General features: G+C 30.5%; 23 protein-coding genes. 11 read left to right on the forward strand and 12 right to left on the reverse strand.

Translation table 11 applies throughout. From position 1 onward, the window contains the following. Nucleotides 1-25: 25 nt before the first annotated feature. Together LQ675_RS06120 and LQ675_RS06125 are read left to right on the forward strand one after the other, a co-directional pair. Nucleotides 26-1408 (forward strand): NAD-dependent succinate-semialdehyde dehydrogenase, encoded by a 1383-nt coding sequence (locus tag LQ675_RS06120; RefSeq protein WP_048539515.1) that lies wholly within the window; start codon nt 26-28, stop codon nt 1406-1408. 28 nt (nt 1409-1436) lie between these two features. Continuing rightward, nucleotides 1437-2279, forward strand: coding sequence for an aldo/keto reductase (locus LQ675_RS06125; RefSeq protein WP_048539516.1), 843 nt, complete (start codon nt 1437-1439; stop codon nt 2277-2279). An 89-nt stretch (nt 2280-2368) separates the two neighbouring features. On the opposite strand, the gene LQ675_RS06130 is transcribed toward LQ675_RS06125, so the two are convergent. The 4 genes from LQ675_RS06130 to LQ675_RS06145 are packed head-to-tail and all read right to left on the reverse strand — an operon-like array spanning nt 2369 to nt 4319. Then, nucleotides 2369-2716 (reverse strand): fluoride efflux transporter FluC, encoded by a 348-nt coding sequence (locus LQ675_RS06130; RefSeq protein ID WP_048539517.1) that lies wholly within the window; start codon nt 2714-2716, stop codon nt 2369-2371. After that, nucleotides 2713-3078 carry a fluoride efflux transporter CrcB gene (crcB, locus tag LQ675_RS06135; protein ID WP_048539518.1) on the reverse strand — a complete coding sequence of 122 codons (366 nt, stop codon included), beginning with the start codon at nt 3076-3078 and terminating at the stop codon, nt 2713-2715. Before crcB ends, LQ675_RS06130 begins: the two co-directional genes overlap by 4 nt. Nucleotides 3079-3121: 43 nt before the next feature. After that, nucleotides 3122-3424 (reverse strand): hypothetical protein, encoded by a 303-nt coding sequence (locus LQ675_RS06140; RefSeq protein WP_048539519.1) that lies wholly within the window; start codon nt 3422-3424, stop codon nt 3122-3124. 46 nt (nt 3425-3470) lie between these two features. Next, entirely contained in the window at nt 3471-4319 is an 849-nt protein-coding gene (locus LQ675_RS06145; protein WP_048539520.1) for an MBL fold metallo-hydrolase, read from the reverse strand. 198 nt (nt 4320-4517) lie between these two features. Between LQ675_RS06145 and LQ675_RS06150 the strand changes: the two genes are divergently transcribed. From LQ675_RS06150 to LQ675_RS06160, 3 genes are all read left to right on the forward strand, one after another. Further along, on the forward strand, nt 4518-5228 hold the full coding sequence (locus tag LQ675_RS06150; RefSeq protein WP_048539521.1) for a transaldolase: 711 nt from the start codon (nt 4518-4520) through the stop codon (nt 5226-5228). 315 nt (nt 5229-5543) lie between these two features. Then, nucleotides 5544-6407, forward strand: coding sequence for a cation diffusion facilitator family transporter (locus LQ675_RS06155; protein WP_164960879.1), 864 nt, complete (start codon nt 5544-5546; stop codon nt 6405-6407). A 96-nt stretch (nt 6408-6503) separates the two neighbouring features. Continuing rightward, nucleotides 6504-6668, forward strand: a complete 165-nt coding sequence (locus tag LQ675_RS06160; RefSeq protein WP_167401694.1) for a hypothetical protein — start codon at nt 6504-6506, stop codon at nt 6666-6668. A gap of 96 nt (nt 6669-6764) precedes the next feature. Here the strand turns inward: LQ675_RS06160 and LQ675_RS06165 are convergent, their stop codons facing one another. Then, nucleotides 6765-8114, reverse strand: a complete 1350-nt coding sequence (locus LQ675_RS06165) for a PepSY-associated TM helix domain-containing protein (protein WP_048539523.1) — start codon at nt 8112-8114, stop codon at nt 6765-6767. A gap of 211 nt (nt 8115-8325) precedes the next feature. On the opposite strand from LQ675_RS06165, the gene LQ675_RS06170 reads away from it, so the two are divergent. Continuing rightward, nucleotides 8326-8715, forward strand: a complete 390-nt coding sequence (locus LQ675_RS06170) for a hypothetical protein (protein WP_048539524.1) — start codon at nt 8326-8328, stop codon at nt 8713-8715. A gap of 66 nt (nt 8716-8781) precedes the next feature. Further along, a complete protein-coding gene (locus tag LQ675_RS06175; protein ID WP_048539525.1) occupies nt 8782-9414 on the forward strand; it encodes an HAD family hydrolase in 633 nt (210 codons plus the stop codon). On the opposite strand, the gene LQ675_RS06180 is transcribed toward LQ675_RS06175, so the two are convergent. Next, complete coding sequence (locus LQ675_RS06180; RefSeq protein WP_048539526.1) at nt 9405-10076, reverse strand: helix-turn-helix domain-containing protein; 672 nt, start codon at nt 10074-10076, stop codon at nt 9405-9407. The genes LQ675_RS06175 and LQ675_RS06180 overlap by 10 nt on opposite strands. A 97-nt stretch (nt 10077-10173) precedes the next feature. Between LQ675_RS06180 and LQ675_RS06185 the strand changes: the two genes are divergently transcribed. After that, nucleotides 10174-10629 carry a hypothetical protein gene (locus LQ675_RS06185; RefSeq protein WP_152291569.1) on the forward strand — a complete coding sequence of 152 codons (456 nt, stop codon included), beginning with the start codon at nt 10174-10176 and terminating at the stop codon, nt 10627-10629. Nucleotides 10630-10653: 24 nt separating this feature from the next. Further along, the gene (locus LQ675_RS06190; protein WP_075578047.1) at nt 10654-11475 is read left to right on the forward strand and encodes a DUF5996 family protein; all 822 of its coding nucleotides are present in this window, start codon (nt 10654-10656) and stop codon (nt 11473-11475) included. Between the two features lie 25 nt (nt 11476-11500). On the opposite strand, the gene LQ675_RS06195 is transcribed toward LQ675_RS06190, so the two are convergent. Together LQ675_RS06195 and LQ675_RS06200 are read right to left on the reverse strand one after the other, a co-directional pair. Beyond that, on the reverse strand, nt 11501-11989 hold the full coding sequence (locus LQ675_RS06195) for a competence protein ComK (RefSeq protein WP_239371996.1): 489 nt from the start codon (nt 11987-11989) through the stop codon (nt 11501-11503). A 75-nt stretch (nt 11990-12064) separates the two neighbouring features. Then, nucleotides 12065-12541 (reverse strand): sigma-70 family RNA polymerase sigma factor, encoded by a 477-nt coding sequence (locus LQ675_RS06200; RefSeq protein ID WP_048539529.1) that lies wholly within the window; start codon nt 12539-12541, stop codon nt 12065-12067. A 278-nt stretch (nt 12542-12819) separates the two neighbouring features. Here LQ675_RS06200 and LQ675_RS06205 point away from each other — a divergent pair, with 278 nt between their 5' ends. Further along, a complete protein-coding gene (locus tag LQ675_RS06205) occupies nt 12820-13041 on the forward strand; it encodes a hypothetical protein (RefSeq protein ID WP_025905232.1) in 222 nt (73 codons plus the stop codon). A gap of 186 nt (nt 13042-13227) precedes the next feature. After that, nucleotides 13228-14157: a peptidoglycan release complex glucosaminidase SagB gene (gene sagB, locus LQ675_RS06210; RefSeq protein ID WP_239727446.1), complete on the forward strand. Its 930-nt coding sequence runs from the start codon at nt 13228-13230 to the stop codon at nt 14155-14157. A 483-nt stretch (nt 14158-14640) separates the two neighbouring features. Here the strand turns inward: sagB and LQ675_RS06215 are convergent, their stop codons facing one another. The 4 genes from LQ675_RS06215 to LQ675_RS06230 form a co-directional block, all read right to left on the reverse strand. After that, nucleotides 14641-15474 (reverse strand): DUF6612 family protein, encoded by an 834-nt coding sequence (locus tag LQ675_RS06215; protein WP_048539531.1) that lies wholly within the window; start codon nt 15472-15474, stop codon nt 14641-14643. A 169-nt stretch (nt 15475-15643) separates the two neighbouring features. Continuing rightward, nucleotides 15644-16333, reverse strand: a complete 690-nt coding sequence (locus LQ675_RS06220) for an ABC transporter permease (protein ID WP_048539532.1) — start codon at nt 16331-16333, stop codon at nt 15644-15646. Beyond that, complete coding sequence (locus tag LQ675_RS06225; RefSeq protein WP_239727213.1) at nt 16333-17286, reverse strand: osmoprotectant ABC transporter substrate-binding protein; 954 nt, start codon at nt 17284-17286, stop codon at nt 16333-16335. Before LQ675_RS06225 ends, LQ675_RS06220 begins: the two co-directional genes overlap by 1 nt. 15 nt (nt 17287-17301) lie before the next feature. Then, complete coding sequence (locus tag LQ675_RS06230; protein ID WP_025905237.1) at nt 17302-17937, reverse strand: ABC transporter permease; 636 nt, start codon at nt 17935-17937, stop codon at nt 17302-17304. Nucleotides 17938-17946: the final 9 nt, after the last annotated feature.

Here is a 17946-nt window from a genome sequence, read left to right on the forward strand (position 1 = left end):
TTATACTAAAAAGGTGGTTATAAGTATGGTAAAAGAAAATTTTGAAGTTAAAAATCCTGCAACTGGTGAAGTAATCGAAACGATTAAAAACAATACGGAAGAAGATATTAACAGCAAGATTGAAAAGGCACATGATGCTTTTCAAACATACAAAAAGAAACCAGCTCATGAACGTAGTGCATTGTTATATAAATGGTATGAATTGATTCTCGAAAATAAAGAAGAAATTGCCTTAATTATGACAAAAGAAAGTGGGAAGCCATTAAAAGAAGCTTTAGGTGAAGTAAAATATGCGTCAGATTATATATTATGGTTTGCTGAAGAAGCTAAACGTACTTATGGTAGAACTATTCCAGAACATGTTGATAACAAACGACTCATCGTTACACGTGCACCTGTTGGCGTTGTAGCGAGCATAACACCTTGGAACTTCCCAGCAGCGATGATGACTAGAAAAGCAGCACCAGCATTAGCAGCAGGGTGTACATTTATATGTAAGCCAGCACAAGATACACCTCTTACAACAATGAAATTAGTTGATCTTGCACATGAAGCAGGATTTGATCAAAGTGTTATCCAATATGTAAATGGTTCAGGTAAAGACGTCGGTGCAATTTTCACAAAGCATCCTTTAATTTCAAAAATTACTTATACAGGTTCAACGCCTGTAGGTAAGCAATTAATGGAACAATCTAGTTCGACATTGAAGAAAGTAACGCTTGAATTAGGTGGTCATGCACCTTTAATTGTTCACGAAGATGCAAATATAGATAAAGCAGTTCAAGGAACAATTGCATCTAAATTCAGAAATGCAGGACAAACTTGTGTATGTGCAAATAGAATTTACGTACAAGAATCTATTAAAGACGCGTTTGAAGATGCGCTCAGAACAGAGGTCAGTAAATTAAAAGTAGGCGATGGACAAGATGAATCAACAGATATAGGTCCTGTTATTAACGTAGATGGTTTTGAAAAAATTAAATCTCATATTGAAGATGCAACAAGTAAAGGCGCACGTGTGATTACTGGAGGGGATAGCTATAAAGATGGTGGTTATTTTATTACACCAACTGTTCTATCTGACGTTTCAGACGATATGAAAATAATGGTAGAAGAAACATTCGGACCAGTAGCACCAATTCAAACTTATAAAGATTTAGATGAAGTTATCATAAAAGCAAACGATACACCATTTGGTTTGGCAGCATATTTCTTTACTGAAAACTATAGTAATGGTATAAAGTTGTATGAGAACTTAGATTATGGTGTAATTGGTTGGAACGATGGTGGACCAAGTGCAGCTCATATTCCATTCGGTGGAATGAAGGAAAGTGGATTTGGTAGAGAAGGTGGTTCAGAAGGTATTGAACCATATTTAGAAACTAAAGTTGTTTCAATTTTAATTTAAGTATCGTCTAAAATTAGGAGGCAGTAAAATGACACAGAAAATAATTGAGTTTTACAACGGAAATTCTATACCAGCTTTAGGCTTAGGGACATTCAGAGTAGAAAATAATGATGAATGTAGAGAAGCGGTTAAACATGCTATTATAAGTGGTTATAGACATATAGATACTGCTCAAACTTATCACAACGAAGAAAAAGTCGGACAAGGTATCAAAGAAGGATTAGAAGCAACTGGATTAAATAGAGAAGATTTATTTATTACAACTAAACTTTGGATGACAGATTACGGTAGAGAGAATGTTCAATCAGCCTATGAAGCATCTTTAAAAAGATTAGGTTTAGATTATGTAGATTTATATTTAATCCATTGGCCAGGTCAAGATAAAGATCTTATCACTGAAACATGGAAAGCTATGGAAGATTTATACAATGAAGGTAAAATTAAAAACATTGGTGTAAGTAACTTCCATGTACATCATTTAGAAGAATTATTACAAGAAGCTTCTATTAAACCAGTTATTAATCAAATAGAATGTCACCCATACTTAACTCAAAAAGAATTAAGAGCGTATTTAGAAGCACAAAAAATTGTTGCACAATCATGGTCTCCTTTAATGAATGGACAAATACTGGAAGACGAAGTTGTAAAAGAAATTGCAAATGAGTTAGATAGAACACCAGCTCAAGTTATTATAAGATGGAATATTGATGAAAATATTGTTGTTATTCCTAAATCAGTAACACCATCAAGAATCGAAGAAAACTTAAACGTATTTGATTTTGAGTTATCAGAAGATCAACTTTCAAGATTAAATGCTTTAAATAAAGACGAAAGAATCGGACCAGACCCAGAAGTCTTTACTGGTCAATAATTAACACAAAAGGACTGATAAGAAAATTTATTCTTATCAGTCCTTTTTATTTTGTCTTAGATTTAAATGAACTTTTTACGTAAGTGATTTTATAAGTGATATCCTAAATAACATGCTCCGATTGATAGTATGATTGTAGATACAATATAAATAGTCATCATTTTATATGATTTTAATAAGTATCGTTCATAAATTTCTAAAAAGTGAGTAGAGAATGTTGTAAATCCACCGCAAAAGCCTATTGCGATAATTGCATATGAATAAGAATCGTCATTTAAATATTGAGCGGCAAATCCAATTATAAGGCTACCAATTACGTTGACTGTTAAAGTAGCGATTGGGAAGTGGTTTGTATACAGTTTAGTGAAGAATTCATTCACTAAATTTCTGCAAAGTGCACCTATACCTGAACTTATCATAATATATAATAACGTCATGCTTGGTCAGTTCCTTTCCTATAACCTATTGCAATAAATATGAAACCTAGAAGTAAACTAACGAGTAAATAAGTACCTGCAACTAATATATGTCCACGTTCTAGTAGCTCGACTGTTTCTAAGCTTAAAGATGAATAGGTTGTTAAAGCACCTAAGAAGCCTGTTGTTATTAATTTTTTAATATTTGGGTGTAAATTGAAATAGCTAATAAAATATGTAGAGAATATACCCATTAAAAGTGCTCCGATTACGTTAACAGTCAATGTGGAGAATGGGAAGGCGTCATTAGTGATCGTTAACGAAACTAAATATCTTAGCCCTCCACCTATAGCACCGCCTAAAAATATTGCTAAATATACCATTTAATAAACCTCCTCATTAAAAAAAGGAAACATTATGTTTCCCTTAAATTATTCCGAAAAATCTTATTATAACGACAATATGATATAAAATGACGATGAATAAAACGATTGGTATTAGTTTATTCAATTTTGAAAGCGTTGAGTGTTTATCAGTTTGATATTTAATTGACTTATCAGTTGTAAAGACAGCAATTAATAATAAAATACCGTTTAAAATACTACTTATTAGTACGAGCGAAACTAAAGATCCAAACATCGTTTCTAAAAGTGGATTTTGTGCACTTAAAAATAAACTAATAATAATAAGTATAATTGATATATAAAAATAGCGTTTAGCTTTATCCATGATGCCCTCCAAAAATTCCGTATAATCGTTTATGTTATCACATAAATTATTTTATTGCATCTAATAATTCCATTACTTCTTCAAAGTCGTCCATTTTTTTACAATGACTAGGAATGATGAAAAGAGAGGTATTCGCATTTTCTTTTAAATCAATAAGCTTTAAATGGGTTTCAATGAAAAGTTCGCCGTTGTATGCTTTGCGCAACAATCTTTTAGTAGGAAGGTCATTCTTTTGAATATTTGAACGGCACCATGCGGCATCGCTACACATAAAAATCATTAAATTAGAGAATGTCATCATTAAGCCGAATTGACCTGGCATGGCTCCTGGCAAATCAAAACTAACTAATGCATCTTGATTAAAGACTTTATATCCTTTACCCAAAATAGGATGTTCAGTTTGTACAAAATCTTCTACAAATTCAATGCGTTCTTTAAAGTTATTTGGCATAACATGAAAGCTTAATTGAAGGTTGTTGTTGGAAACTTGTTGTGTAATAAAATCATGATAAGCTTCACTTGAGGTTATGATAGTTGCATTTTTAAATGCGTTTAAATAACCGAGATGATGGCTTGAAAAGTTTGTGATAATACAATAATCAATTTCATCTGGGTGTATATGGTCTTTTAATAATTGGCTTGGTAAAGTTTCATACACTTTATAGTCTTGTCTGCGAAATAATTTTAAAGTTTTTAAATCAGTACTTGGTTTAACATGTTCTGAAAAGCCTGTGTTAATGAGTATTTTGAAATCGTTAATTTCTAAATAATAGGAAAAAATATAGTACCGCTCAACTCGGCTCGTAGGGCTATTATTGATGACTGCTTCGTCACCTAAAAATGAACCAGTCGTATAAAGTTTGAAATGCTTTATTGTTTCTATATTATCAGCCATCAAAATACACCACCTAAGCAATTATATTTATATTACTTAAAAAATATTATTTGATTATTATTAATTCTTATTATGCCATAAAGCACTTCAAAATACATTTAAAATAACTTGGATATTGTTGTTTTAATCAAATAGTTTAGTAAGCGATTGCAAATTATGGTACGATAAATGCACAACAAGTAGAAAGGAATGAAATTCATGAGTAATCTTAAAGTACAAGTTTTTGCTGATGGTGCGGACATTGAAGAAATGAAACAAGCCTATCAGAATAAAGAAGTTGATGGTTTTACAACAAATCCAAGTTTAATGAAAAAAGCAGGTGTAACGGATTATAAAACATTTGCTGAAGATGTGGTTAAAGCAATACCAGATGCTTCGATTTCATTTGAAGTATTTGCAGATGATATAGAAACAATGGCTAAAGAAGCAGAAATTTTAAAACAATATGGTGAAAACGTATTTGTCAAAATTCCTGTTGTAAATACAAAAGGTGAATCAATGATTCCTTTAATTAAAAAATTATCAGAAAATGATGTTAAAGTTAATGTCACTGCTGTTTATACAATTGAACAAGTTAAAGAAATAGTAGAAGCAATTAAACCAGGTGTTGAAACATATGTTTCTGTATTCGCAGGTAGAATTGCTGATACAGGTGTAGATCCACTACCATTAATGAAAGAAGCAGAAAAAGTTTGTCATAGTAAAGAGGGCGTTAAATTATTATGGGCAAGTTGCCGTGAATTATTTAATGTTATTCAAGCAGACGAAATCGGCGTAGATATCATTACTTGTCCTAAAGATGTGGTAGCAAAAGTACCAAATATCGGAAGAGATATTAATGAATTATCTGTTGATACAGTTCAAGGATTTGCTAAAGATATTAAAGCAAGCGGATTAAGCATTTTATAAGAATAAAGTTCATCAAACCCAGCGAAGTTATCTAACTTTGCTGGGTTTTTAGTTTGCTAAGAAAAATGATTTTTAGGCGTTAGAAAAGTCGGGCGAAGTGTAACTAAGGGCGTCCATAGTAACAAATATCATAAGAACATATATTGAAAATTTTTAGATATATTAATAATATATTATAAGAGAATATGTATTTGAAATATAGGTATACCTAAAACATAAATATGCGAATTAATTTATATTATTTTACGATAACTAATTCATTAACTTGTCTCAAATTTTGTTATATAATCATATTTCAGTGAAAAAATTGGAGTGTTGGAAATGGCAAATAATTTGAGAATTGCACAACGTGGCGCATATATAAGTTTGGTTACTTATATTATTCTTTCTATTTTGAAATTTGTAGTTGGTACAACTTATAATTCATCTGCATTAAAGGCGGATAGTTTAAACAACTTAACAGATATATTTGTTTCTGTGGCAGTACTTATAGGTTTGAAGATTTCAATCAAACCTGCTGATAAAAATCACCCTTACGGACATATGAAGACTGAAAATATTACAACTTTGATTGTATCTTTTATCATTATGTTTGTTGGGATAGAAGTTATTTCTAGCAACATTCCTAAATTACTTCAAGGTGACTATAGTGAACCTAGCACACTGACAATATGGGTCAGTTTTATAAGTGGTATTATAATGATTTTAGTATATTTATTTAATTGGAAGTTAGCGATTAAAACTAAAAGTACATCATTAAAATCAGCAGCAAAAGACAATCTGTCTGATGCGTTAGTCAGCATCGGTACTGGTATTGGTCTTATATTTACACAGTTTGGTCTACCTATAATTGATATTATACTTGCTGTCATTCTAGGCTTTATTATTGTTTATACTGGTTTTACGATTTTTAAAGAATCGATATTCACGTTGAGTGATGGTTTTCATGAAAAAGATTTAAATAATTATATAGAAGAAATTGAAAATATAGAGGGCGTATTAGACGTACCGTCTATAAAAGGGCGTTATCATGGTAATAGTGTCTTTCTTGATGTAACGATCATTGTCGATAAAGATTTAACCCTAGATGAAGCCCATGATATTTGTGATTTAGTTGAACAACAATTAAAAGAAGCAGGCGCATATTCTTCTTATGTTCATCCTGAGCCCAACTTGTAATCAATTTATTATGAAATTAAAATATTAAAATAAATTAAATAAGTATGATATTATTAGTATATGAGTGTTTGATAAATATCTAAGGGGATGTTATTCATGCAAATACTAGGAAAAGGATATGAGAATGACCATCATTATTTTCATGTTATTACTGATAAAAATCATCTTATAAAAGTAAGAGTGCCTGATGATATGGATGATTATGATTTAAGACACTTACTTGAAGCAGTTTGTAATGATTATGACGAAGCTAATAGCTAAGTTTAATGAATATATGAATGCATTTAAATATTTGTAAAAATAAGCATATCACGTGTTATCTGAATTTAATTTCAGTTGCGTGATATGCTTATTAATTTATAATGTATTTAATTTTTTATGTCGTTTCCATAAGAAGAATTCTATAATAGCGACTGGAATTAGCGATAATCCGAATAATGGCATTGCGATTCCTAATATAACTAAGAATACAATGAGTCCAATTGGAACTTGATTACTAGTTCTTATTGGTGCGCTAAATGAGTTGGATTTCTTTCGTTTCATCCATGATAAGAAACCAAATGTAATGCCGCCAATAAAGGCTAAACAAACTAATAGGTTAATGATTTTATTTGCAGTTCCAAATAGGTGACCTTCATGTAAAGGTATACCGAAACTGAACCATTTACCGATAATACCATAATCATCATAATCTACTTTATCTAAAAGTTTACCTGAGTATTGATCGAAATATGCTGTCGTTTCCTCTTTAGGTGGAACATCTAATCCTGTAACGCCTGTATTACTACTTTTCGAAACGGTAAATACACCTTTTTCATCAGTAGGGTAAACGATAGAGAATGGCTTTTTAATGCCATTTTCTTCAGCATCTGCGATAATATTTTCTAAACTTTGTTGTCCATCTGTACCAATTACATTACTGGTAGAACCATGATGTTCTGCATGTGGATCTTTTTTAGATGAAGGTTTCTCCTTAGTACGCGTTGCCCAAGGTAATTCATTATCTTCTGATTCTGGTGGGTTAGCTTTTAACGCTGAATAACCGAGCTTTGGATGATCTTCGGCAAATTGGTTAATTTGTTTACCCATAAATGCTGACCAAGGCAGACCAGTTAATACGATTATAAAAATAGGGATAGCAATAATAAGTCCTATGATTGCGTGTAATCTTCTATTAAATAAGAATGATGATTTCTTTTTAGTTGCTTTCAATGCTTTTGATTTAAAAGTTAAATAAATACCTGATATAATCATAAAAATTGTCCAACATGCGGCTAGCTCAACTAAATAATTTACAAAACTACCACCAACAAATAAAGAACTATGTGTTTCTCTTAATACGTTGGAATATGTATATTTAGCGTTTTGGTTTGCAACTCTTTGGTTATGTTCATCCAAGAAAATATAGCGTGAATCTCCATCTTCATTCCCGATTGTAACTCTGTTATTGTATGGCTCATCCATAATACTAATTTTTTGAATGTCGTATCCTTTATATACATCTCTAATTTCTTGAATAGCATCATCTAATGATTGATGACCTTTCGTAGTGCTATCTTTAAAAAATTCATCATGGTAAATATTATTTTCTACATTTGTATAAAATAAATAACCAATACCTGTAAGTGAGAGTGTTAATAATAAAGGTGTGATAAAGAAAGCTGCATAAAAATGTAAACGTCTCAATGGATTAAAACTTTTGTTCATGTACTCAACCTCTATTTCAATTAATGTATAACTTCTATTTAACGTTATTATTTTTTGGAATAAATTACAATATGGAAACGACGTAATTTTTGAACCTTTCGTGAAAACCGAAAAAATTATGTAATAAATGACTTGAAAATGTAATAATAAAATACTCTAAATATTCAGTTTAAAATGTTAAAATATAAGCAACGGGATGAGGTGAATGACTATGTTAACAAACCTAAAATTATTCAACGATAACGATAATCGTACACAAATTATTAATCAATTTTACACAGGATTAAATCAAGAGAATATACACGATGCTGTTATTTCTTTAGAAGAGAGAAAGTATCATGATTTTCCGCATGGTTCAGTATATTTCAAGAATGATTTATCTAATGCTAAACAAGATGAATTAAAATTAAATGAGTCAGATGGTTTATTTATAATTGAAGAGAACGGGTCACAAAAAGGATCCATTATTCCATTACATGAAATCGTGCAATATTTAGCGACAAATAGAGAACGCATTGCACTGGAAAAATCACTGAGTTTAATTCAATTAGAGAACATTATCGATCGTTTAGAATTGACACTTAAATCAGAAGATTTATAATCAAAATAAGAGACCGGGATTAAGAATAGTCCTAGTCTCTTATTTTTTAGAATGGAGTGTTTAAACATGTACGATGCAATAATATTTGATTTTGATGGTACGATAATAGATACAGAAATTAATTTATTTAATACTCTAAATAAACATATTGATCAAAAGAATAACGAAAAGATAAGTTTAGATGAATATAAAGCTTCTATCGGATCAGTATCAGAAGAATTAAATGATAAAATATTAAATGCATTAGGTTCGAAAAAAGCTTTAGAAGAGATGTTTGAAGATCATTATGAAGGTACGAAATCTTTACCTATAAAACCAGTGGTCAAAGAATTAATAGATTATGGTCGTGAAAACCAGAAAAAAATGGGTATAGCAACTAGTAGTTATAAAGCGCATATTATGCCTAACGTACAAAGATTAGAATTGGATCAATATGTCGATGTTATAAAAGGGCGTGAAGATGTTGCGTTTGTTAAACCCAATCCAGAATTATATATTCAAGCAGCACATGATCTTAATGTAGAACCAGATAAGTGTTTAGCAATTGAAGATACGACGAATGGTGCACAAGCTGCAATAGAAGCTGGAATGGATGTAATCGTTATAACGCATGAAATTACAGAAGATTTGAATTTTGATTCATTAAATATTTTAGCGAAGAATTTAGAGGCAGGAGAAATTATCAATCGCTATTTATAATGTGAATATACATTGTATCTTTTTCTAAAATGAAGCGGCGTCATGTTTCGGTGATTTTTAAAGACCTTTGTAAAGTGAGCTTGGTCATAAAAACCATATTCTATAGCTATGTCTGAAATAGATTGATTTGTATTGAATATAAGTGCAACAGTAGCTTCAAACAAATGACATTGCCCATATTGATTGTGATGGTGATGACTTACATAAGAATCGTTAATAGGAATTTTAGAATAGGGTGGCTGTTTAATATCATCTAATAACGTAATGATACTCTTTGAAATGGTCGTCGTTAAATGTTCTTTATGATATGGTGCAAGTATGTTAAGAATGTTTAAGTGATCACTTACTTTATCAAATTTGTATGTTTGAATAATGGGAAAGAAATTTTTGAGTAAGAAATAATCATAGATATTTGAAGCTAATGTATATACCATTAATTTATTAATATTAAGTATACATATTTGACCATTAATTGCATAAATAAAACTATATTCATCAAATGGTACAATGCACAAAAATCCTTTATTCAATGTCATTACGTAATTCGATGTATGATAAAAAATATTGATATAACCGTTTGTGACATATATAATCGATGCGTCTTCATTATGATAAATCCATTTATTTTCGTATGAAATATGGTTGAGAGTAAAATTAAACATCATTGTCACTCCTTCAATATAGCAATTTTGAAAAATAATCAACGTATAGTTTGATTAATGTTATAATTAAAATATTAATGAATTTTAGAGGTGTGTAATGAATAACGAACAATATAAATCCATTGTTTATAAAAAGCTTTGGTTTATAAATAAAAAAGAAAAAAATTTAGCACATGAAAAATTAAACCATCATGCAGATAAAAATTTAATCGATGAATATGGTAAACCAAGTAAATTTGTGAATGAATTTGTTGAAAAAGAAATTATTGATAAAGCAACACCACCAAGTAGTTTGTATAAAGTGATTACGTTAGGTGGCTTATTATTTGGAAATGTCTTAATGGCAGGCATTTTAATAACAGCTGCTTTGTTGATATTGGGGACATTTACTTTATATTTTACAAAACCAATTGGTGAAGCAATAACATTACAAGCCTTATATCTTGTCTTAGGTATTGTACTATTTTATATAGGTTATAAAGGTATCAAATGGGTAAATGCATTCTTTACAAGGCGTTTGCTAATTGCTAGAAGATTTAAAGAATTTTCATAGATTACTGACTAGGGGGTGTTGTAGATGAGCTTGTTATATTTTGATGAATGGCGTGATACACGTGCAACAATAAGATATATTGTTCAAATTATGGGGAAATGTTGTTTAGCTGTGAATACACCTGAACCGTTATATAAGCACGTCATGTTAACAGTTAATCAAGTTGGGTTATCTACAGGCGAATTAAAAAAGGACAATCATACATTTGAAATTAACTTAGATTTAATTGATCAGTTAATAGTCGTTAAAATTGATGAAAAAGAAGAAACTATGATCGTCAAATCAGGACGTACGATTCAAGAATATTATCAATTTATATTTGATACATTGCATGATAACGGCATTGATATCACAATCAATACGAATCCATATAATATTCCATATGAAAAAACGCTAGATAAAGACGATAAAGAAAGAATCTTTAATCCAAAGACTGCATATCATGCATTAAGATTAATGCAGCAAGCTCAATATGATCATTATCAATTTTTACATTCGAGAAATATTAAAGATGTCAAAACAGGTTTGTTTTGGGATAAATTTGATGTAACATCTATTTTTTATGTAGAAGGTAATGATGAGTATACTGTATCACTTTGTTATTACTTTGGAGATAAATATAGAGAGTCTCCTTATTATATTATAAAGATTAATCCTTTTAAACAAGATAAAATCAACTTGAAACAAGTAGAGCCATCATATGCTGAATATAATGGTAAAGATGGAAGCTTTTTAATCTATGAAGAAGATTTAGAAAGTATCATTAGAAGAGATGAAGTACTGCTGACATTCTTTAATAGTGCATACCAAGCATTGTTATCAGGTGTAAGTAGCAAGTTAATATAGAATGACAAATAAAGCCGTTACGCAATTAGTGCGTAACGACTTTTTTAATATTTACAGAAGGATTTTGACTGTAAAGATGATGCTTTTGAAACTGAATGAGTCTTAATGATTCACCGAGTTTCCTACTGATTATAGGATATTCATGATATATGACTTTAGTTTGCTGATTAATTAATAACAATTTAGTGTAATGTTTGTATGCGTCGATATGAACAATGTGTTTGCTGTTAATGAGCATATAATTATAGTTAGATTTTGCGCTTGTTGGAAATAATACGAAATCTTCAGAGGCATAGATGAGAATGGGAAGAAGTTTAGAAATGTTTAAGACATATTTAGCGTAATGTTCTCTTGATTTTAAACTTGCCCCTTCAATTTTTAGTGCGTCATTAATAAGATAGGGGATAGAGTGATTGGTATAAACAGTTGATTGATTTAAATATTCAATTTGGAATCTATAAGCTGAATCATCAGAGTATTTCAGTAATGTCATATTAGGATTGATCAAAGTCATATGTCGCACCTCCTATATAACATGTTACTTGAATTTTGCGAAAAAATATTGTAATTTTTGAAGAAATATTTGTAATTAAATTAAAAAATGTGATTTCAATTTACGTCGCGCATTTTTACGATAATACTTAATGGAGGATTCACTTTTATTTAAATATATCGCAATTTCTTGGGTTGAGAAACCTTGTAATGTTAGTTTTAACCACATGAGTTCATCTTGTGATAAAATTTCTAACATACTAAACGTTTCAAATTGATGAGTTTGAATGAAGCTTTGATCTAACATTTCATGATTTGAAGTGGGTAATATACGATATGAATCTTTACTTTGTTTTCTTATACAGTCAATGAGGTAATATTTTAATTTAGTATATAAATATTTATCTAGTGAAGCGGTCTTTGAAAAATCATAACGCTCTATTTCAGTCCATAGTTTAATTAATAATAGTTGATAATAATCTTCGTAACCATATTTGATTTGATATCGTTGTAGTAAATAATGAATCATATTTTTATATTGGTTATAGTAATGTTCAAATTTGTGTTGTTTCATGTTGTCCTCTTTGGTGAGCATGCACACGGTTATTTCCGGATAAACGTATTGTAAATAATTAAGAAGTACATTAAAAATTAACAATATACCATAAAATAGAGCAAACTTTAAAATATACCACAATTCATGAGATTATTTTAAAAAATAAAGACTTTATCTTTAAAAATAACTTATAAAAACATAGATTGAAATGATTTACATTTTCACTTCAAACGTGTATATTTGGATATATATATGGACATATGTTTTATTGGGGCAAAGATTAGGAGGCTCATCATATGGATTACGAACATCTAAATTTAGAACACTTTTTTGCAAGAAATAATGACTTGAATACGATAAGAGATAACGCAGATTTTGTAATGATTAACAACGTAAACAGATTTATGAATTATAGAAATGGCGAAGAAGAGGGTACAATCAATTTAAGCCACTATAACTATAAGAATAGATCAGCGGCAATGTCATTTATATTTATGAATTATTCAACTTATAAATAAGCAAACATACTTTCAAAGCATGTTTGCTTTTTTTGTTGAAATATAATAGTAATTAAAACGTAACATTCTTATTTTTGAATAATAAGTCCTTATCCTATAGAATATAAAGAGTAAACTTTAATACAATTGTAAAAATTAGGTAATAAATTATAATTGATGGTGGTTTACAAATTTAGAGGTGAAACGATGAAAAATGCCAGGCTAGAAACCATTAAAAATTTAGTCATATTATCAATAGTCTTGTTAGTTATTGTTGGCCTGTTTTATTATTTGATTTCAGATCATTTAAAATTTTATGAAGTAGATAAACAAGAAGATAATGTAGAAGTCCCATTAACTTTAAGTAAAGCAGTAAATAAACAATATAAAAATGATACGAAAATGCAAGTAGCAACAGAGTCAGGCAATTGGAAAAATGCAACACGAAGCGAAATTTATGAAGTGATGGATGTAGAAAAAATCTTAAATGATAAAAAACAAGTATATCAATTCTTGAACTTATCAGAGTATCAAGGAATTGAAGAAAAACGAATTCATCATATGTTAAGAAAACAAGAAGTATTAGAAAATTATACAACAGAATTTTTAAATGCTGCTAAGAAAGAGCATGTCAATGAAGTGTATTTAATTTCTCACGCTATTTTAGAAACAGGTAATAACAAAAGTGAATTAGCAAATGGTGTCATGTTAACCGACAAAGGGAAAGTAACTAAATCTAAAGAAGAATCAGATGGTAAAAAGTATTATAACTTTTATGGTGTCGGTGCTTTAGACAGTGATCCTATCGGAACAGGCGCAAATTACGCTAAAAAAAGAGGCTGGGATACACCTCAAAAAGCCATATCAGGTGGCGCGAAATTTATACATGATCATTATTTATCAAACCCAGAACAAAATACATTATATAGTATGAGATGGAACCCAGAGAAACCTGGCATACATCAATACGCAACAGATATCAAATGGGCACAAAGTAATGCACGTATAATAGCAGATTTCTATAATGAACTTAAAACAGAAGGAAAGTACTATATCGTATATAAATACCAAGATACAGATAAGTCACTTTCAATCAAAGCATTAGATGAAAAATTAGATAAACAAGAAGAAAAATAGTGATTAAGAAGACTCGAGACACATGTTTCGAGTCTTTTTTGTGAAATGAGTATAGAAGTAGTCGTAATGGAAGACTGTTATAAGCAGTTTTAGTAAGAAGTGCAAATACTGGTGTCGTTATAAGCAGATTTGGTGAGAAGTGTAAATACTGGTGTCGTTAAAAGCAGTTTTGGCAAGAAGTGCAAATACTGGTGTCGTTATAAGCAGATTTGGTGAGAAGTGTAAATACTGAGTGTGTTAGTAACACTTCAGTCGAGTTTTGTAATTAAGGCTTTCCATAGTAACATTTCGGCTGAGTTTTGTAATTATAGCCGTCCATAGTTACATTTCAGTCGAGTTTTGTAATTAAGGCCATCCATAGTAACACTTCGGCTGACTTTTGTAACTAACACCCCCGTTATGAACAAGTTTGGCGAGAAGTGTTCACAAGGCACCTGTCCAAATCAAAAAAGACTCGAGGCATTTACCTCGAGTCTTTACTAATTATGATGCTTTATCTGAACTGTTAGATGAACTACTGCTTGATGAGCTAGATGATCCGCCTTGTAAGTCTTCTATCTTTTTAGCGTCTTTTGCTTCATCTGGAATCTTAATTTCATCAATTTCGTTTAACTTATTATAAGTGACGTTTGTCTTCATATCAGCAGTTTCGTCATCTTTAGTTAATTTAGCATTTAATTTGTATGAATCAATTTGATTATCTTTATTTACTTTCAATATAGCGTTACCTTTAACTTTATCAACTTGTGATTCAAATTGCTCTAGTTGATCTTTGTTACCTGAGGCGTTTGCTAATTTAGTGAAATCTTCTTTGTTTTTGATGTCATATGTAAGTTCATATCCATCGTCAACTTTCTTAGCTTTCGCATCTTTAAAAGCACTTAAAGTTTTAGCGTATTTTTCATAATTTAATTGATCTAGAGAACTATCGATATTCATATTTTCTACTTGAGAAGATAAGTCTACCCATTGGTCATCTACTTTAGCAATCATTTTATCGCCTTGTACATAAATTGACATTTTCTGACCAGCTTGGTCCATATCTAATTTTGCTGTTTCTTTTTCATCAACATCCATGCCAACTTCTACAGTTTGACTATCTTCGCCTTTAGCAGAAACTTCGATTTTGTTATCAGTGTGATAGCTTTTAACATCTTTAGCATTGCTTTGTAAGTCTTTTACGACTTGACTAGAACTTTTAGTGTCATCTTTCTTTTCTGATTTTGTATCAGAATCTGAACTGTCTGATCCATTCCCACATGCTGCTAAAATAAGTGTTGATGATAAAAATAAACTTCCAAGTATTCTATATTTCATATTACTTCCTCCTTTGTTTTAACTATACTAACACTATGCAATTCATAATAGCAAAAAATTATATAATTACATAAGTTATTAATGTAAATTATTTAAGTTTTTTCTTAGGTGAAAGTATTAAAATAACAATAGTTGATACAATTACTTTTAATATAAATTTCATTTAATATCACTCCGAAAGTGTTTGAGGTTGTGGACCTTTTTGCTTTCTCTTTGTTGGGTCTAATTTCTTTTCAATAAAGCCTAATATTAAATCACTTAGTACTGCTAGTAAAGCGGTAGGGATTGCACCGGCTAAAATAAGTGATGTACCATCAGTAGCGTTTGTACCTCTAATAATGATATCACCAAGTGTAGACGATCCAATAAATGATCCGATTGCAGTAACACCAATTGCAATAACGAATGCGATTCTTATACCACCAATCATTACTGATAACGAAAGGGGAAGTTCAACCATCGTTAAGATTTGACGTGATGTCATACCCATACCTTTACCAGCATCTTTAATACTTGAACTTACGTTATTAATACCCGTATACGTATTTTTGATAATCGGTAACAACGCGTATAAGAATACTGTCATTACAACAGTGTTTGAACCAAGTCCCATCACAAGCATTAATATCGCAAGTAGGGCAAGTGCTGGGATTGTTTGAATAATATTAGCTAGCGAAATGACAAAGCCAGATAATTTAGAATATCTAGCAATGAAAATGCCTACTGGTATACCTATTATAACCGCAAATAACACACCATAAACAGAAATAAGTAAATGAGTTAGGAAAAGTTGAAATATATATCCACCATTTGTTGCGTAATAATCGACTAATTGTGACCATACATGATTATCAACCACTATTTCTCACCATCCTTTTCATCGTCAAAATAATTGTGCTTTTTAAGGAATTCCTCAGCTACTACAGCAGGTTCTTTAAGGTTATTATCTGCTTCGTAGTTTAATTTTTGCATTTGTTCTGTAGAGATTTTTCCTCTTAATTTATTCATTGCGCGATCAACGTAAGGTTTTTCTTTAATTAAAGATTTTGTAACTAATGGACTTGCATCGTAAGGAGGGAAGAAATTCAAGTCATCTTCAAGCACAACTAAATCATAGCTCGCAATTCTTCCGTCTGTTGTATAACCTAATACAACGTCCATTTTACCTGTGTTTAACGCATCATATACAAGGCCAATTTGCATTGGACGAGTACGTTTAAAATCGAAACCATATTTTTCTTTAAATGCTGGGTATCCATCTCCAGGACGTTTCATCCAAGATGAGTCAACGCCAGCTTCTAATTTATTTGATACTTTTTTCATGTCTGAAACTTTTTTCAGATTGTATTTCTTAGCTGTTTCTTTCGTAACCATCATGGCATAAGTGTTTTCAAAACCATATGAACCATACCATTTTTGGTCATAATCTTTATCGAATGCATCTCTCACTACTTTTAAAGCTTTTTTAGGATCAGTGATAGGATCTTTACCCAATGCACCTGTTAAATCAGTTCCCGTATATCTAGCACTTGAAATGTTAACATCTCCACTATTTTGAGCATTAAATGTAACAGTTGATGATCCTAAATTATTGATAAGCTGTATATTATTTTCTTTTACGTTATCTTTTTTAGCTTCATGTTCTATCATCAATTTATCAATATGTCCCATAATTTGTGATTCACTTGTATTTTGCATACCTATTTTTATTGAGTTTTCATCACCTGAAGCGCCAAGAAAAGGTAATGAACATCCAGATAAAATGACAGATAAAGCCATGATAGGCAATAACAATTTAAAATATCTATTCATGTTTATATTTCCTCCTTATCTTGAAACTTTTAACCCTTTAGGTGTAACCCATAGTTCAACTTTAGAAAGTACAAAGTCCATAATAAGCGCGATTAATGTAACACTTATGGCACCGCCAATAATTAAATCAGGTTGGTATAAGTTCAAACCATTAAAGATAAAGTCACCTAAACCACCAGCACCAATGAAACTTGCTAATGTTGCCCAACTGATTGCATAAACACTTGATAAACGAACGCCACTCATAATGACTGATATTGCAAGTGGTAATTCAATCATGAACATTTCTTGGAATTTTGTCATACCCATACTTAGTCCAGCTGCTTTAACATTTTTATCAACATTATTAATGCCGATATATGTGTTGTTTAAAATCGGTAATAAGATATAAATAAATAATGCTAAAATGGCAGGTAATTTACCAACACCTAAGAAAGGAATCATAAGTGCTAATACTGCTAATGACGGAACGGTTTGTAGAACACTTGCAATAGATAATACGACTTTGGCTAACTTTTTAGTTCGTGTTAATAAAATGCCAAGTGGTATCGCTACGATCATTGCTAAAAGTAAAGCTAATAATGAAATATAGAAGTGTTCCAGTGTCTTCTGAAGTAGTTCGTTTCCGTTAACTTGTAAGAATTCAATCACTATTTTTCA

It is taken from the genome of Mammaliicoccus sp. D-M19 (assembly GCF_022386695.1).
Lineage (GTDB): Bacteria > Bacillota > Bacilli > Staphylococcales > Staphylococcaceae > Mammaliicoccus > Mammaliicoccus sciuri.